Genomic DNA, 15773 nt, shown 5'->3' with positions numbered 1-15773 from the left:
GGCCCGCTTGTTACGCATTGCTACGGTCATTGTTTCTCCTTGATGGCGGCAGTCTCCTGCCAAATGACCGTTTACACAAAATTATTTACACCCTCAAGCCCCAGGCTGGCGGACGGATCATGCGGGCCGTTGCGCCGCCCGTTGTGTCCAAACGCCGGTATACTGACCGAGCACTTTTGCAGCTCCGATCAGCCGGCCGGTTCCGCGCAAGCACACCATCGCCCATTTCCATGCCCGTCTCCCTCGATAACCTGCTAGTGGTTGGTATCTCTTCCAGAGCCCTGTTCGATCTCGAAGTCGAGGAAGCACTCTTTCGCCAACATGGCCTGGACGCCTACCGCCAGCACCAGCTGGCCCACGAAGACCAGATCCTGAAACTCGGCGCCGGTTTCGCCCTCGTGCGCGCACTGCTGAAACTGAATGCACTGACACACAACCAGCGCTTCGTCGAAGTCGTCATCATGTCGCGCAATTCGTCCGAAACCTCGATGCGGATTTTCAATTCGATTGCCTATCACGGCCTCGACATCACGCGCGCCGTGTTGTCCGGTGGTGCGTCACTGGCGCCGTATCTGCAGGCATTCAATGTCAGCCTGTTCCTGTCGCTGCACGAAGACGACGTGCAGGCCGCGGTGGACTCGGGCGTGGCCGCAGCCCTGCTGTACCAGAAACCCGAGAACGCGCTGGAAGAACTCGATCAGATCCGGATTGCCTTCGATGGCGACGCCGTCATTTTTTCGGACGAATCGGAACGCATCTTTCAGCAGCACGGCATCGAGGCGTTCGAACAGCACGAGCGCGAAAACGCGCTCAAGCCGTTGCCGGAAGGGCCGTTCGCCCGGCTGCTCAAGGCGCTGTCCTTCATCCAGAACAATTTCAAGGCAGCCGATGGCCGCGCCCGGCCGATTCGCACCGCGCTGGTCACGGCACGCTCGTCACCGGCGCACGAGCGCGTGATCCGCACGCTGCGCGCGTGGGATGTGGCGATCGACGAAACCTTCTTCATGGGCGGCGTGGCCAAGTCGCATGTGCTGGCGGCGTTCAAGCCGCACATGTTTTTTGATGACCAGCAGGGCCATTGCGAGCGCGCCTCGGTGCTGGTGCCGACCGGACGCGTGCCGATCAAGCTGGCTTGATCGGCACCGGTGCGGCTTAGCGCGGCTTTTGCTGTGCGGCTTGCAACGCGTCGCTCAGCACGGCGCCGCGATTGTCGAGTACCCACTGCTGGTCAACTGCTGCTGCGGCCGGACGGGCGCGGTTGATGCTATCGACCATCGCCTGCAGCAGCGCAGCCCGACCGTCTTCCATCGCGACAATTGCAGCCTTGAATTTCTCTGGAAACCCGGGAGCGGCTTCAGCGGCTTCGGTCAACATGTCCCAGCGAATCTGACGCTGCGCATCACGTGGCAGCGTGATCGCAATACCCTCGCTGACATCGATGGGTTGTCCGTACTGCGCCATGAATGCAGTCAACTTGCCGGCCTCATCCGCCGTCACGGGCAACGCCAGGCTTTGCGGCGTGTTGGTGGCAATGCTGACGGCTTCCCAGATGGCGGCCGTTGCGGTGGGAACCGTGACGGAGTTGCCATCGCGGGAGCGCTCCTGATGCTGCTGGCCGAGAGTCGGGATGCGCGGATCGATTTCTACCCCACCCTTGCGGTTGCGCTTGACGTTGACCTGCGCCGGGCTGTGCGGGCCGACCGTGAATGAGTCGTCCGGAAACGGCGCGCGGTTGCGCTGCCGGGTGACATCGGTACCGGCATGCGCAAAAATCCTGTCGGCCAGATCCGGCCGCAGCAACCAGCCCAGACAGGTCATTTCAGAACACGGATTGGAGATGACAACAGCACGCTCGGTCTGCGGCGACAGCGCCATGAAGATTGGCGCAAGAATCTTCACGTTGTCGGCCAGCAGCCTGCTGCGGTCAAAAATGATCTTGCCATCGGCATCTTTCGGCCAGCCTGCGGAGGACGTCAGAAACGCAGTGCTGGGGACAAATTTTTCCGGTACCGCACTGCTGACGATGGCATCGGATTCCGCCAGCGTGGCGAATTCGCTGAGCACTTCCGGATTGGGTTTGCGGACGATGCCGCACACCGGCACGCCATTGGCGATCAGCGACTTCGACATCGACTTACCGATGTTGCCGCTGGCGCCGTAGACGACCGTCGGACCCAGCTTCTGGATCTGCTTGCGATCGGCGTCCCGGTCAACCAGCACGCCAGGAACGCGGGCGGTGCGGCCAATCTGATCCCTGGCATCGGTTTCAAGCCGGGCATTGTCGATGACGCCGAACATGTCGCGCAGCGTGCGTTGATTCAGCGCGGCCGCCTGCGCCACCTGGTCGCGCATGACGACGGGCTCGGCGTTGAACATGGTTTCGAATTCAGCGCGATCGATCGTGCCTTCCTTGTTGAAATTGGCAGCGATCGCAGCGCCCTCCTCGATCGGTACGCCGGAAAATTCAGTCAGCCAGGCGGCATCGCGCCCGGTGAGCGGACGTACTACAAACGCGCGCTCCCCGGCAACGATATCTGCCACCGCGTACGAGGCGGCCACCGGAGCAGCGGGTAACGGCGAAAACGGCGAACTGCGCTGCTCCACCTGATCGGGTGCATGCCCGTACAGTTGGAGGTCCGGCCGGATCGCGTGCAGCAGCGCCAGTTTTTCGATCACGCTATCGAAATCGCGGTCAGAAACAATGACGCGGCCACCTGGCTTGAGCTGGGGAGCATCGCTGATGATCTTCGCCTCGCTGCAATCTGGAAAAATCACGGTGTCGCAGGCGCCGAGTGCGCCCGTGCTGCGGGTGTGGACAATATTGGTAATCTCCTTCGGGAAATCGGCGAAGATATTCGGTGGCGCTTCCCGGGTTGCGAAGGCAACGTTTGCGCCGGTATATAGCGCCAACAGGTTCATGGTTTCAGCTGTCACCTTCTCGGCCGGTTCGTTGATGCAGCCAATATTGCCCAGGCCATCCAGTCTGGCGACGTCGAATCCTTTTGGCGCGATGGCATCGCCGCACGACGCGCGCAGCACCCGCATCATGTCGCGACGCGCCGGGTGCATGGATCTCTGGGCCGGCGCGGTGGCAATTGCATGCGGAGGCGTCACTTGGTGAGGGCTGTTCGGCGCCGGTTGACCGGCAGGAGGGGCGACAAAGGCGTGCCGGCCGTTGCCGAATAGCGCCAACATCGACGTAGCAATGGGTTGAAAATAGGATGGCATGATCGATTCTCTTGATTGAAGTTCGGGGCTGTTCTGATACGTCCAAAAACCGGAACCAAGGGAATAACAATGGCATTCCGGTGGATCAAAAAGAGCCCGGCATTCATGCTTCGAACCGGTCTTGCAAACGTCCTTCTATGTAACGATCGCGTGAATCCGGTTCCATCGCGGCATGCAAAATGCACTGCCACGCAGAGCGGTGACGTGCTGTCGTGAAGCTGTTCAGGGGGAGATCGGGAAGGAAAGCAGCGTCGCCAGGCTGGCACGAAGCCGATCAGTACCCGTTCGGACCAGGACGGCCCGAACGGTAAGGCAAACTAGCGCTGCGCCACCGCATCCACCACGCACAGTGCCGTCATGTTGACGATCCGTCGCACCGTCGCCGACGGAGTCAGGATGTGCACCGGCTTGGCACAACCGAGCAGAATCGGGCCAATCGCAATGCCGTTGCCGGCGGTGACCTTGAGCAGGTTGTAGGCAATGTTGGCCGCATCCATGTTTGGCATCACCAGCAAATTGGCGTCGCCGTTCAACGGTGAATCGGGCATCATTTTCTTGCGCAGCTTGGCGTCGAGCGCGGTGTCGCCATGCATCTCGCCATCGATTTCCAGATCCGGCGCCAGTTCGCGAATGATCGCCAAGGCTTCGCGCATCTTGCCGGCCGACGGGCAATCGCTGGAACCGAAATTGGAATGCGACAGCAAGGCTGCACGCGGCAACAGACCGAAGCGTTTCATTTCTTCGGCGGCCAGGATGGTGATTTCGGCGATCTGCGCGGCATTCGGATTTTCATTGACGTGGGTGTCGACCAGCATCAACTGACGATCCGGCAGGATCAGGCAATTCATCGCCGCATACACATTCACGCCTTCGCGCAAACCCAATACCTGATCGATGTAATGCAGGTGCAGGCCGGTGGTGCCGAAGGTGCCGCAGATCATGCCGTCGGCATCGTTCTTGTGGATCATCATCGCGCCGATCAGCGTATGCCGCCGCCGCATTTCGAGCTTGGCCCACTGCTCGGTGACGCCCTTGCGGGAAGTCATGCTGTGAAAGGTCTGCCAGTAATCGCGATACCGCGCGTCGAATTCGGGATTGATGACTTCGAAATCGACATCCGGTTTCAGGCGCAAGCCGAACTTGGCGATACGCTGTTCCAGGATGGCCGGACGTCCGACCAGAATCGGCTTGGCCAGCTTTTCATCGACCACGATCTGCACAGCGCGCAGCACGCGCTCTTCTTCGCCCTCGGCATAGACGATGCGTTTCAGCGCCGCCGGGGCGTTCTTGGCGACCTGGAACAGCGGCTTCATGAAGGTGCCGCTGTGATAGACGAACTGCTGCAGCCGGTCGCAATACGCCTGCATGTCGGCGATCGGGCGCGCCGCTACGCCGGAGTCGGCGGCGGCCTGCGCCACTGCGGGCGCAATTTTCATCATCAGGCGCGGATCGAACGGTTTCGGAATCAGGTATTGCGGGCCGAAGCTCAGGTTCTCGATGCCATAGGTGGTGGCCACCACATCGGACTGTTCGGCCTGGGCCAGTTCGGCAATCGCCTTGACGGTGGCGATTTCCATTTCGCGCGTGATGGTGGTGGCGCCGCAATCGAGCGCGCCGCGGAAAATGTACGGGAAACAGAGGACATTGTTGACCTGGTTCGGATAATCCGAACGGCCGGTGGCGATGATCGCATCGCCACGCACGGCCATGACTTCTTCCGGCAGGATTTCCGGGGTCGGATTGGCCAGCGCCAGCACCAGCGGATTGACCGCCATCGCCTTGACCATCTCAGGCTTGAGCACGCCGCCGGCCGACAGGCCAAGGAAGATATCCGCGCCCGGCATGACTTCGGCCAGCGTGCGCAATTCGGTGCGCTGGGCAAAGCGCGCCTTGTCCGGGTCCATCAGTTCGACGCGGCCTTCATAGACCACACCGGCCAGATCGGTGACAAAAATATTCTTGAGCGGAAAACCCAGATCGACGATCAGGTCGAGGCAGGCCAGCGCGGCGGCGCCAGCGCCACTGACGACCAGCTTGCAGTCTTCGATGTGTTTGCCGACTACCTTCAGACCATTCAGAATCGCTGCGCCAACAATGATGGCGGTGCCGTGCTGGTCATCGTGAAAGACCGGGATCTTCATCCGGTCGCGCAATTTGCGCTCGATGTAAAAACATTCCGGCGCCTTGATGTCTTCCAGATTGATGCCGCCGAAGGTTGGCTCGAGCGAGGCGATGATGTCGCACAGCTTGTCCGGGTCCAGCTCGTTGATTTCGATATCGAACACATCGATGCCGGCGAATTTCTTGAACAGCACGCCCTTGCCTTCCATCACCGGCTTCGATGCCAGCGGTCCGATATTGCCCAGACCCAGCACGGCAGTGCCATTGGTGATGACGGCGACGAGATTGCCGCGCGCGGTGTAGCGGAAAGCATTGGCTGGATCGGCGACGATTTCTTCGCAGGCCGAGGCGACCCCGGGAGAATACGCCAGTGCCAGATCGCGCTGGTTGGTCAATTGCTTGGTGGGGGTGACGCTGATCTTGCCGGGGGTCGGAAACTCGTGATACTCAAGGGCTGCCTGACGAAGCTGCTGGCGCAACTCCTCTTTCTTCTCGATCATCGAATCCATCTGTGCAGCCTTCCTGTGAATTTCATAACGTGGTTGTGGATTTTATCAGAGCGGTCTGGCGCACTAGCTACGTATTTGTACCAAGTGCCCGGCGGATTTGCCGGAAACGGTTGGGTTCAAGTGCGAAAAGCTATCGACTTCATACTGGCAATCAATTTCTTTTATAGGTTCAAAGCAGGTAATCTACACCCCTTGCCGACCATGTCCGGTCGCCAGAATGCCTACCCAAGAGGAAACCGCCATGAGCAATCCATCCACTACCTTCAAGTCCGTCACCATCGCCAATCTGGAAGCCGCCTTTGCCGGTGAGTCGATGGCGCATGTCAAGTACCGCTACTTTGCGAAACTGGCACGCGCCGCCGGCGCCGAGGACGTCGCAAAGATTTTTGAAGACACCGCCGAGCAGGAACTGCTGCACGCCTTCGGCCACCTTGACTTGCTCTATCCGAAAACCGCGCTGACACCGGCCAAATCGCTGGAAATCGCCATCGAAGGCGAAACCTACGAATACACCACGATGTATCCGACCTTCCGCCACCTTGCGGTCGAAGAGGGCAATGCGGCGGCCGTGGCCGAATACGATGCGCAAATTGCCGAGTCCAAGGAACATGCCGCCGCCTTCCAGCGCACGCTTGAGCTCGCCGCCAAGCGCTTTGGCGCCCTGGCCAAAGTCGAAGAGCGCCATGCCAACCATTACCGCGATGCCCTCAAGGCGGAGCTGACGCGGGCCTGACGCCAGCGTCGTCACTTTCCACTCACAATCAACAAAGGCAATTCATGAACAAGTATCAATGCGTGGTGTGCGGTTTTATTTACGATGAAGCAGTCGGCATGCCCGAAGACGGCATCGCTGCCGGCACCAAATGGGCCGACATTCCGGACGACTGGGAATGCCCGGATTGCGGCGTCGCCAAGGCCGACTTCGACATGCTGCCGGTTTAATGCATGGACCCGGTCATCATCATTGGCGCCGGCATGGCCGGCTACACGCTGGCACGTGAATTTCGCAAGCTCGACAAGACCACGCCGCTGACCATCATTACCAGCGACAGCGGTGGTTTTTATTCCAAGCCTATGTTGTCGAATGCCTTCGCGCAGGGAAAGTCGGCGCAGCAGTTGGTCACCCAGAGCCTGGAGCAGATGGCGCTGCAGGTGTCGGCGGCGATTTTGCCGCATACCGAAGTCAGCGCAATCGACACGACGCGGCAGGTTGTCCACACCAGTCAGGGCGAGCTGGCCTGGAGCCAACTGGTGCTGGCCGTCGGCGCGCAACCGATCCGCCTGACCCTGGCCGGTGATGCCGCCGACTGCGTGCAGGCAGTCAACCATGTCGACGACTATGCGGCCTTCCGCGCGCAGGTCGGCTTGAGCGAACATGGTCCGGCGACACGCGTGGCGATTCTCGGAGCGGGATTGATTGGCTGCGAATTCGCCGACGACCTGGCCGGCGCCGGTCATCACGTCACGCTGATCGATCCGAATCCGGTGCCACTGGCCGCATTGGCCTCGCCGGCGTTGTCGCACGGACTGCAGAGCGCACTGTCGGCCAAGGGTGTCGCCATGCGCCTGCGCACCACTGCCGCATCTGTCGATCACGACGGCGCCGAGCTGCGCGTGACGCTCGCCGATGGCACGCTGGTGGCGGCGCATCTGGTGCTGTCGGCAGTAGGACTGCGACCGGATTGCCGCCTGGCGGCTGCGGCCGGCCTGACGGTCAACCGCGGCATCGTGGTCGATGCCACGGGCCAGTCATCGGCGCCGCATGTGTTTGCACTGGGGGATTGTGCCGAATACACCTCGGCCGATGCGGGAACCAGCTTTACGCTGCCTTACATTGCGCCGCTGATGAGCGCGGCCCGGGCGATCGCCCGCACCTTGAGCGGCACGCCCACCGCCATTGACCTGAAGCCGTCGCCGGTGATGGTCAAGACACCGAGCTTTCCGCTGGCGCTGGTACCACCGCCACCGCACGCGCTGGCCGGCGGCGGCTGGGTCGACGAGGTGAGCGAAACCCGCATCATTTCGCGCTATCGCGATGCGGCAGGGATCATGGTCGGCTTCGGCGTTGCACCGCAGGATGCGGCGTCGCGCCAGGCCTTGATGGCGCAGTTGGGCAGCGTCTGATTGATGTGATGCCGGCTCACTGCCGGTAGCGCAGCAACAGCACCTCCTGCTTTTTCCGTTTGCGCGCAGCCGCCCCGGCCTCGCTCTCGCGGGCTGCACTGCCTGATTTGCCGGGGTCTGTCGCCAGCGGCAGATCCGCCGCCAGAACTGCCTCGACGCTGCCGGAAGGCGATAGCGTTTCCAGCAGCCTGGCCGGCGCCGCAGCGCGCACGGCAACGGCGCTGGCTGCGACCGGACTATTGACCGGGGCCGGCCCGCGCTCCGTTGCGATTGCCGCTGGCGCCAGTGCCAGCGACGGCGCCGACAGCGTGGCTTCCATGGTCAACAGCTTCGGCGGGCGCGCGTCCGGCAGGCTCTGCGGCTGCGGCGGCACTGCCTTCGCTGGCGGCGGTTCGCTGCCAAGAATCTCTCTGGCGCGCGTATTGACGGTGGACTCCTGGCTGCGCGCCTGCGCCGCGGTCACGCCCAGAATCCGCGGCGTGATCAGGAACAGGCGCTCCTTGTCGCTGGCGTCGCTGGTGTTGGCCTGAAACAGCGCGCCGAGCACGGGCAGATCGCCCAGCAATGGAATCTTTTGCCGGGTGGTGGATTTCTTTTCCGAGTGATAGCCGCCGATCAGCAGGGTGTGCTGGGGCGCGATGATGGCCTGGGTCGTGATGGTCGATTTCGCGACATTGGCGCTGGAGGTGGTTTGCGACGTAATCGAGCCGTCCTCGATATTGATATCCAGCCGCACCCGCGTCAGGCCGCCGTCGTGCACGATGCGCGGCGTCACCTTGAGCATGGTGCCGACGTTCACATTGGCCAGGTCGACCACCCGTTCGCCCACCAGCGGCAGATAGGCGCTGGTGCTCAGGTCCAGCACCGCGGCGATGTTTTCCAGCGTCGAAATGGTTGGCTTGGCCAGCACGCGCGCATCGCCCTTGCTTTCCATCGCGGTCAGCCGGGCATAGAAATTCGCTGCATTCCGGATCAGCAGGGTGGAACCGGAAAGTGCCGCCGCAACGCCTTGCGCCGTGGTCGCCGTGCCATTGAAGACGGCATTGAGATTGCCCGATGTGAAACCCCACTCCGCACCGAGCTGATCGAGTTTGTTGCGGTCGATATCGACAATCAGCGCTTCGATTTCAATTTGCTGCGGCTCGATATCGAGTTCGGCAATCAGCTGCTGGTACATCTCGCGCTTGCTGGCGCTGTCATAGATGATGATGGCGTTGAGCGACTGGTCGGAGTCGATCCGTACGGACGGCGTTCTTGGCCGGCCGAAGCGCCTGTCTTCCTCGCCCTCCTCGTTGTCGGCGGCATTGCGTCCACGGCCATTGATCTCGCGCGCACTGGCCAGCAACGTGCGGCTGGAGTCGCCGTTGGCAGGCGCTGTGATCAACTCGCTGGCAGCACCGCGACCGGTCTTTGCGGTACGCGAACGCTTTTCGCTGGCGGCAGTTACGTCGCCCGAACGCGACAGTGGAGCAGCCGAGTTCACATTGAGCAAGCCGGACAGAATTGTTTTCACGCCCGGTACAACATTGTCAGCCTGACCGCGCGTGCTGATGGTGCGATCGGTGGCACTGGCGTACTTCAGGCGAAACACCATCAGTTGCTTCTGCTCGCCGTCGGCCTTCTTCTTGTCCTTGTCCGGCAGTAAGGTCTCGCGCACCATCTCCACGTATCGGCGCGGTCCGCTAACCAGCACCGCGCCCTCGTCGGGCATCTCGCCCCAGCCGAAACGGGCATCGAACAAGCCCAGCCCGATCAGCGCCGCCTTGGAATCGGCCACGGCATCTTCGCCCACCTCGATACGCATCGACGTGACGTCGTTTCCCGGGATGACATGCAGCGTGTCGTTATAGACGAACCAGCGGAAGCCATGCCTGGCCGCCAGCCGATCCAGAAATTCAGCGCCGTTCTGGCCCTGCAGGCGGCCGCGCAAGGGCATGTCGGCAGGAAGCGCACTCTGCAACTTGACGCCATAGGTAACGCAAAATTCCTGCAACACGGAGTCCAGCGTCATGCCGTTGGCATTGATGGCAAAGCCGGTGGCTTTCCAGCCAGCGGGGACGGCGGCCCCGGCAACCGTTGCAAACGACAGTGTTGCGAGCAGGATCACGACGGCGCAGATGGCGTGTTGCGGCAACGTGAGGCGGTTCGATCCGATTGCATTTCTCATACGCCATCCTTCGATTCAAGCCGGTTTTGAATCTGGCTGCAACACCCCCTTGGAGCGCTTCGCTGCAAGCGCATCCGGTCAGCGCAACAGCGCCCTTCTGAAGCGCTGCTCGTCACGTGAGCGCAGCGGGTCTGGTTGGGCGGCATGGTCAGGGCGGAGGCCCTTCTCGCGCTGATTTTTACCGCGGCCATCTGCCAGCTCAAGCCGACACGATTCCAATTGATCGATCAGCTTTTCCAGCGCCGCGGTGGCGGTCACCCAGCCTTCGACCCCCGGCAGCCATTGCAGCAGAAACAAGCGGCGGCCATCGGCATCCGACGCGAGCCCGGCATCGAACTCCAGCGCCCAGGAAAATCCCAGCGCGAGTGCAGACTCCATCATCTGTGCCGACGATTCCAGCGCAATCTCGGCGCTCAGTGTCGCGCCATCAGTTGCCATCGTCAGGCAAAGCTGCTCCTGCATGAATGACACCGGCACATTCACCGGCAGCGCTTCCAGCAGCGCCATCAGGTCGGGATTGAGCATGGGGTCACCGCACCTCGGCCAACACTGTCTTGACCGGTTTTTCGTCCAGCTTCACCCGGGCCTCCATCGCCTGAAACGTGGTCTGCCGCTGCTCCACCAGCGCAAAAAAAGCCGCCGGATCGGCAGGCTCGCCGTGCATCTGGCCCTCAATGTAGTGATCGATATCCTCGCTGGCATTCTCGTAGGTTCGATTGAGCCGGTGGATTACTGGAATTGCGTCGCTGGTCGCCATCGAAATCTCCCTTCAGAGCAGGTCCCATTGCCGGGAATATTCAATGAGTTGTCGAGATCGGGCTTTAGCTCCATTTTTTCGCAAAAATACCTGTCTTTTATTTTCACCTGCAGGCGTGGCGGAAGTCGCGTAACCCGGCAGTTTAAGTTTTGAACCCGGGGAACCAGCCATTTTGAAAAGACACTTAATTGATAACACGACAAGACGCTGGCGACGCGCAGTCGCCGAACTTTCGATCAATATTTCCGGAGAACGGCTATGGCTTATCCTTTTGACACTTCGACGACTACTGGCACGTCCACTACCCCAACCAGTATCTATTCTGGAGACCTGTCCGCCTCAAGCTTCGGCACGAGCAGCACGCAAGTGAGCACGGCTTCGCAAATTACCGACTTGGCGAACAAGTCAGCGCTCGAGCAATTGAAGACCGCCCTGGAATCGTTTGAACTTACAAAACAAGCCGACCAGCAGGCGCTCTGGAGCATGGTGGCGAACCAGGCCTCCGCGCAAACGACCCGTTTCAACAAGCTGCAGCAGGCAATGAATCAGATTTAATGCGTCGACACATCGCGGCAATGGCAAGGCAGCGCCATTCGGGCAATGCGGCCATCCTGCAATTTGACTGGCGCGAAGGTTGCTTCGAACGCGTCCAGATGCATGCACCCGTGGTTCTCGTCACTGTGCGGGAACTGGAGATCACTGCACGACATTTTTTCAGGAAACCATCATGGACTTCACCGGCAGCCAGTTAAGTGCCAGCTTGACCGACCTGGCCAAGGCAAGCGCACAGCAAAGTGTTGATGTGCAAAAGGAAATGCAGGCGCTGCAGCAGCAGGCCGCGCAGGACGCGCTGTGGAATGTGGCGCAGCAAAATGCGATGGCGCGGGTGAAGAACCTGGCCAAGCTGGCCGAATCGGCCAACCAGACCGGCTAGTCCCGTCGGCTCAGGCGCGCGGCAGCGTCACGCCGCGCTGTCCCTGGTATTTGCCGCCGCGATCCTTGTAGGAGGTTTCGCAGATTTCGTCGCTCTCGAAAAACAGCACCTGGGCGCAGCCTTCGCCGGCATAAATCTTGGCCGGCAGCGGCGTGGTGTTGGAAAATTCGAGCGTCACGTAGCCTTCCCATTCCGGCTCGAACGGCGTGACATTGACGATAATGCCGCAGCGCGCATAGGTCGACTTGCCCAGGCAAATGGTCAGCACGCTGCGCGGGATGCGGAAGTATTCGACCGTGCGGGCCAGCGCGAATGAATTCGGCGGAATGATGCAGACATCGCTCTTGAGGTCGACGAAGGACTTTTCATCGAAGTTCTTCGGATCGACGATGGTGGAATTGATGTTGGTGAAGATCTTGAATTCGTCGGCGCAGCGAATGTCGTAGCCGTACGACGAGGTCCCGTACGAGACGATCTTCTGACCGTTGACTTCACGGATCTGGCCCGGTTCGAACGGTTCGATCATGCCGGTTTCGGCCGCCATGCGGCGGATCCATTTGTCGGATTTGATGGTCATTGTCTGCTCTTGCTGTGAGGGAGGCACGGTTGCCGTAGCGGATTTTACGTGAAAAGTTAGCCGCTCCGGGGTTCCTGTCGATCCGGTTGCGTGCACCGCGCCACATTCCCGTGCGGGCTGGCCGTGCCACTAACGCGGCAGCCCCATTCCATCAGCCATTGGGCGATTGATGTGCATCAAATGTGCCCAAATCATCTGCTCTTTCTGACAACAAGCACTCGACGCCTCACCCCTCAAACGCCAGACTGATCGGGTTTTTCCCACTATCCGTCAACACCAGTTCCAATCAGGAGAACGCTCATGTCGTACAAGACCATCCTCGTGCACCTCGATGAAGCCCCGCATCTTGACGCCCGTATTGAATTTGCTGCGCAACTGGCACTGGCGAACGAAGCCCATCTGATCGGCAGCGCCACCACCGGCGTGTCGCGCTATTTTTATGAATCGCTGGCCTCGGGCGTGGTTGATCCCGGCATCGCGCCGTATCTGGCGCAACTGCGGCAGCAGGCCGAACAGCGCATTGCCCACTTCGAACAACTGGTCAAGCGCATCGGTGTGCCATCGTTTGAAACCCGGCTGGCCGATGATGAAGCCGAAAACAGCATTGCCACGCAGGCGCGCTACTGCGACCTGGTGGTGGTCGGCCAGTACGACCCGGATGGCGTAGTGTCATCGGTCTACGCCGATCTGCCGGAACATATCGCCGTCCATGGCGGTTGTCCGGTACTGATCCTGCCGCACACCGTGCGCACGCCTCCGGCCCCGCCGCGCCAGGTGCTGATTGCCTGGAATGGCGCGCCGGAAGCATTGCGCGCCGTGCGTGATGCACTGCCGCTGCTGCGCGCCGCACGGGTCGTCGATATTGCGGTCTTCAACGCCGATGCGCGTCCGGATGTACATGGGCAGGAACCCGGCGCCGATCTGGCACTGTTCCTGGCGCGCCATCAGGTCAAGGCCAATGTCATGCAGGAACAGATCGAGATCGACTTCGGCGCGGCGTTACTGTCGCTGGCGGCGGACCGCGGTTCGGACTTGCTGGTGATGGGTTGCTATGGGCATTCGCGCATGCGCGAAACGCTGCTCGGTGGCGTCAGTCGGACGATCCTGGAATCGATGACACTGCCGGTGCTGATGACGCACTGAGATCGTGCGGCAGCGCGCGTCGGCATGACGCCGACATGCGCCTTCGGTTTACTTGGAAAACTTGGCAGCGAGCAGATTCAATTTCTCGCTGCGCAGCCGTGCGGCTTCGGCCTGCGCGCGTTCGGCGTCGGCACTGGCCTGCAACGCGGCCTCGGCAGCCCGATGCGCCTTGCGCTGGTCGGCTTCCTTCTTGAAGCGTTCCTTGAGCAGGGTGGCCGCGCGCTTGCGGTGTTCGTCGGTCAGTGCCTCGCCCGGCGTGCCGTCGAGGTCAAAGCGATTGACCGCTTTTTCGACCGCCTTCAGATAGCGCAGCGAATTGGTGTGCTGGCCGAGCGCGATGCGCAACGTCTTGCGTGGCAATGCCGGTTGGCGTTCGATGATTTGCTTGTCAATACCGATCGCCAGTGGCAGGCAATCGCGAAACGCCGGGTAGGTCTGTTGCAGTTCCTTGAGCAGGCTACGCGCTGCCTGCACCGGGTTCGGCGCAGGCGCCAATGGAATATCGGTTTGCGTGACTGCTGCTGGCGTGACCGGTTCTGCGGTTGGGAGTGTGTCTGGGGAATTCATTGAGAAAAATTTGCGCGGGCAAGTCAAAAAAAGATGAACGAGCATAGCACGGCAATGCCCCTGCCCGCGACTGGAATGGACTGATTGGCATCAATGGGCGCCGCCCGCATCGGCTGGCGCGGTCGAACGGGTACGTTTGGTCAGCCAGACCAGCGAAATCAGGCTCAGAAACAGAATCGCCGAGATCCAGAAAATATCGGTCGCTGCCAGCGTGCTGGCCTGCACGCTCATGGCGCGTTCGAGTACCGCCAACGCACCCGGCTCGGACAGGCCCTGTGCCGTCAAGCCATTCACCGCCTGCGCAAAGGCCGGATTCTGCATGTTGGTGGTCTCAGCCAGCTGGGCATGGTGCAGCGCGGTCCGGCTGTCCCACAGCGTTGACGTGACCGAGGTTCCGATCCCGCCAAACATGATCCGCACGAAATTGGAAAGTCCGGCGGCAGCGGGAATCTTGTCGGGCGGTTGGCCGGACAGGATGATGGACGTGAGCGAGATGAAGAACATCGCCATCGCCGCGCCCTGGATCACCGTCGGAATGATCAGCGAGATCGGATCGACGTCCACGGTGAATTGCGAGCGCATGTAAAACACCAGCGCAAAGATCAGAAAGGCCGTGGTGGCGACCCAGCGCGCGTCGATCTTGGGCAGCAGCTTGCCCACCACCGGCGACAGAATGATCGCAAAGATGCCGACCGGCGCCATCACTTTTCCAGCCTCGGTGGCGGTGTACGACAGCTGCGTTTGCAACCACAGCGGCAGGATCACCAGACTGCCGAAGAACAAGCCATACGCGACTGAAATCGCAATCACGCCGCCACTGAAATTGCGTCCCCGGAACAGCGACAGGTCGACCACCGGGTGGTCATCGCCGAGCTCCCAGATGATGAAGTAGACGAAGGCGACCACGGCGATCGAGCACAGGATGATTATCTCGCCGGAATTGAACCAGTCCAGTTCCTTGCCCTTGTCGAGCATCAGTTGCAGGCAGCCGACCCACAACACCAGCAGCACCAATCCGACCTTGTCGATCGGCAGCCGGCGGATCGCGGTCTCGCGCTTGTGATAGATCGACCAGGTGGCCCAGGCGGCAAAAATCCCGATCGGGATGTTGATGTAAAAGATCCACGGCCAGGTGTAATTGTCGGAAATCCAGCCACCCAGCAGCGGCCCCATGATCGGCGCGACCAGCGTGGTCATGCCCCAGAACGCGAGCGCCATGCCACTTTTTGCAGGCGGATAACTCGATAGCAGCAGCGCCTGCGACAACGGAATCATCGGCCCGGCCACGGCGCCCTGCAGCACGCGCGCAGCAATCAGGAGTTCAATGCTGGGCGCCAGTCCGCACAGGCATGAGGCAATGACGAACAAGATTATTGAGGTCACGAACAGCCGCACTTGCCCGATGCGCTGGGTCAGCCAGCCGGTTAGCGGTACCGAAATCGCATTGGCCACCGCGAACGAGGTGATGACCCAGGTGCCCTGCTGCGGCGACACGCCAAGGTCGCCCGAAATGGCCGGGATCGAGACATTGGCGATCGACGAATCGAGCACATTCATGAACACGGCCAGCGACAGCGCCATCGTGCCGATGACGAGCTGGCTGCCATGCAGCGGCTGGAGGGCCGGACGGGGTGCGGTGCTCATCG

General features: G+C 61.1%; 15 protein-coding genes. 7 read left to right on the top strand and 8 right to left on the bottom strand.

From position 1 onward, the window contains the following. Window positions 1-230 precede the first annotated feature (230 nt). The gene (locus tag RCH09_RS17180; protein ID WP_326942363.1) at window positions 231-1136 is read left to right on the top strand and encodes a 5'-nucleotidase; all 906 of its coding nucleotides are present in this window, start codon (window positions 231-233) and stop codon (window positions 1134-1136) included. 16 nt (window positions 1137-1152) lie between these two features. Here RCH09_RS17180 and RCH09_RS17175 read toward each other — a convergent pair whose 3' ends face one another. Continuing rightward, entirely contained in the window at window positions 1153-3228 is a 2076-nt protein-coding gene (locus RCH09_RS17175; RefSeq protein WP_326942362.1) for a hypothetical protein, read from the bottom strand. 317 nt (window positions 3229-3545) lie between these two features. After that, the gene (locus RCH09_RS17170) at window positions 3546-5858 is read right to left on the bottom strand and encodes an NADP-dependent malic enzyme (protein ID WP_326942361.1); all 2313 of its coding nucleotides are present in this window, start codon (window positions 5856-5858) and stop codon (window positions 3546-3548) included. Between the two features lie 241 nt (window positions 5859-6099). On the opposite strand from RCH09_RS17170, the gene RCH09_RS17165 reads away from it, so the two are divergent. Genes RCH09_RS17165 through RCH09_RS17155 form a run of 3 tightly spaced genes read left to right on the top strand, consistent with a single transcriptional unit; the run spans window position 6100 to window position 7982 of the window. Continuing rightward, window positions 6100-6591: a rubrerythrin family protein gene (locus tag RCH09_RS17165; RefSeq protein WP_326942360.1), complete on the top strand. Its 492-nt coding sequence runs from the start codon at window positions 6100-6102 to the stop codon at window positions 6589-6591. 44 nt (window positions 6592-6635) lie between these two features. Continuing rightward, the gene (locus RCH09_RS17160; protein ID WP_326942359.1) at window positions 6636-6800 is read left to right on the top strand and encodes a rubredoxin; all 165 of its coding nucleotides are present in this window, start codon (window positions 6636-6638) and stop codon (window positions 6798-6800) included. Window positions 6801-6803: 3 nt separating this feature from the next. Further along, window positions 6804-7982 (top strand): FAD-dependent oxidoreductase, encoded by a 1179-nt coding sequence (locus tag RCH09_RS17155; protein ID WP_326942358.1) that lies wholly within the window; start codon window positions 6804-6806, stop codon window positions 7980-7982. Between the two features lie 16 nt (window positions 7983-7998). Here RCH09_RS17155 and sctC read toward each other — a convergent pair whose 3' ends face one another. The 3 genes from sctC to RCH09_RS17140 all read right to left on the bottom strand — a co-directional run bounded on the left by sctC (window position 7999) and on the right by RCH09_RS17140 (window position 10906). Then, window positions 7999-10149, bottom strand: coding sequence for a type III secretion system outer membrane ring subunit SctC (gene sctC / locus RCH09_RS17150; protein WP_326942357.1), 2151 nt, complete (start codon window positions 10147-10149; stop codon window positions 7999-8001). A gap of 78 nt (window positions 10150-10227) precedes the next feature. Then, window positions 10228-10656 carry a hypothetical protein gene (locus RCH09_RS17145; protein ID WP_326942356.1) on the bottom strand — a complete coding sequence of 143 codons (429 nt, stop codon included), beginning with the start codon at window positions 10654-10656 and terminating at the stop codon, window positions 10228-10230. Window positions 10657-10678: 22 nt separating this feature from the next. After that, entirely contained in the window at window positions 10679-10906 is a 228-nt protein-coding gene (locus RCH09_RS17140) for a hypothetical protein (protein WP_326942355.1), read from the bottom strand. A 258-nt stretch (window positions 10907-11164) separates the two neighbouring features. Between RCH09_RS17140 and RCH09_RS17135 the strand changes: the two genes are divergently transcribed. Continuing rightward, complete coding sequence (locus tag RCH09_RS17135) at window positions 11165-11461, top strand: hypothetical protein (RefSeq protein ID WP_326942354.1); 297 nt, start codon at window positions 11165-11167, stop codon at window positions 11459-11461. A 172-nt stretch (window positions 11462-11633) separates the two neighbouring features. After that, window positions 11634-11840, top strand: coding sequence for a hypothetical protein (locus RCH09_RS17130; protein ID WP_326942353.1), 207 nt, complete (start codon window positions 11634-11636; stop codon window positions 11838-11840). Window positions 11841-11850: 10 nt separating this feature from the next. On the opposite strand, the gene dcd is transcribed toward RCH09_RS17130, so the two are convergent. Further along, entirely contained in the window at window positions 11851-12417 is a 567-nt protein-coding gene (gene dcd / locus RCH09_RS17125; RefSeq protein ID WP_326942352.1) for a dCTP deaminase, read from the bottom strand. Between the two features lie 300 nt (window positions 12418-12717). Here dcd and RCH09_RS17120 point away from each other — a divergent pair, with 300 nt between their 5' ends. After that, complete coding sequence (locus RCH09_RS17120) at window positions 12718-13560, top strand: universal stress protein (protein WP_326942351.1); 843 nt, start codon at window positions 12718-12720, stop codon at window positions 13558-13560. Between the two features lie 48 nt (window positions 13561-13608). Here RCH09_RS17120 and RCH09_RS17115 read toward each other — a convergent pair whose 3' ends face one another. Both RCH09_RS17115 and RCH09_RS17110 read right to left on the bottom strand, forming a co-directional pair. Beyond that, window positions 13609-14127, bottom strand: a complete 519-nt coding sequence (locus tag RCH09_RS17115) for a ProQ/FinO family protein (RefSeq protein ID WP_326942350.1) — start codon at window positions 14125-14127, stop codon at window positions 13609-13611. Between the two features lie 90 nt (window positions 14128-14217). Beyond that, window positions 14218-15771 (bottom strand): DHA2 family efflux MFS transporter permease subunit, encoded by a 1554-nt coding sequence (locus RCH09_RS17110; RefSeq protein ID WP_326942349.1) that lies wholly within the window; start codon window positions 15769-15771, stop codon window positions 14218-14220. Between the last annotated feature and the right edge of the window lie 2 nt (window positions 15772-15773).

It is taken from the genome of Actimicrobium sp. GrIS 1.19 (assembly GCF_035984655.1).
In the GTDB taxonomy this organism is placed as follows: domain Bacteria; phylum Pseudomonadota; class Gammaproteobacteria; order Burkholderiales; family Burkholderiaceae_D; genus Actimicrobium.
This window is presented reverse-complemented; position numbering and strand designations above follow the sequence as displayed.

Bases quoted from the DNA above. Each gene is read 5' to 3' on its own strand.
- RCH09_RS17120 (WP_326942351.1), top strand. From the start codon at position 12,718: ATGTCGTACAAGACCATCCTCGTGCACCTCGATGAAGCCCCGCATCTT.
- RCH09_RS17155 (WP_326942358.1), top strand. From the start codon at position 6,804: ATGGACCCGGTCATCATCATTGGCGCCGGCATGGCCGGCTACACGCTG.
- RCH09_RS17160 (WP_326942359.1), top strand. From the start codon at position 6,636: ATGAACAAGTATCAATGCGTGGTGTGCGGTTTTATTTACGATGAAGCA.
- RCH09_RS17165 (WP_326942360.1), top strand. From the start codon at position 6,100: ATGAGCAATCCATCCACTACCTTCAAGTCCGTCACCATCGCCAATCTG.
- RCH09_RS17175 (WP_326942362.1), bottom strand. From the start codon at position 3,228: ATGCCATCCTATTTTCAACCCATTGCTACGTCGATGTTGGCGCTATTC.
- RCH09_RS17110 (WP_326942349.1), bottom strand. From the start codon at position 15,771: ATGAGCACCGCACCCCGTCCGGCCCTCCAGCCGCTGCATGGCAGCCAG.
- RCH09_RS17130 (WP_326942353.1), top strand. From the start codon at position 11,634: ATGGACTTCACCGGCAGCCAGTTAAGTGCCAGCTTGACCGACCTGGCC.
- sctC (WP_326942357.1), bottom strand. From the start codon at position 10,149: ATGAGAAATGCAATCGGATCGAACCGCCTCACGTTGCCGCAACACGCC.
- RCH09_RS17140 (WP_326942355.1), bottom strand. From the start codon at position 10,906: ATGGCGACCAGCGACGCAATTCCAGTAATCCACCGGCTCAATCGAACC.
- RCH09_RS17170 (WP_326942361.1), bottom strand. From the start codon at position 5,858: ATGGATTCGATGATCGAGAAGAAAGAGGAGTTGCGCCAGCAGCTTCGT.
- RCH09_RS17135 (WP_326942354.1), top strand. From the start codon at position 11,165: ATGGCTTATCCTTTTGACACTTCGACGACTACTGGCACGTCCACTACC.
- RCH09_RS17115 (WP_326942350.1), bottom strand. From the start codon at position 14,127: ATGAATTCCCCAGACACACTCCCAACCGCAGAACCGGTCACGCCAGCA.
- dcd (WP_326942352.1), bottom strand. From the start codon at position 12,417: ATGACCATCAAATCCGACAAATGGATCCGCCGCATGGCGGCCGAAACC.
- RCH09_RS17180 (WP_326942363.1), top strand. From the start codon at position 231: ATGCCCGTCTCCCTCGATAACCTGCTAGTGGTTGGTATCTCTTCCAGA.
- RCH09_RS17145 (WP_326942356.1), bottom strand. From the start codon at position 10,656: ATGGCGCTGCTGGAAGCGCTGCCGGTGAATGTGCCGGTGTCATTCATG.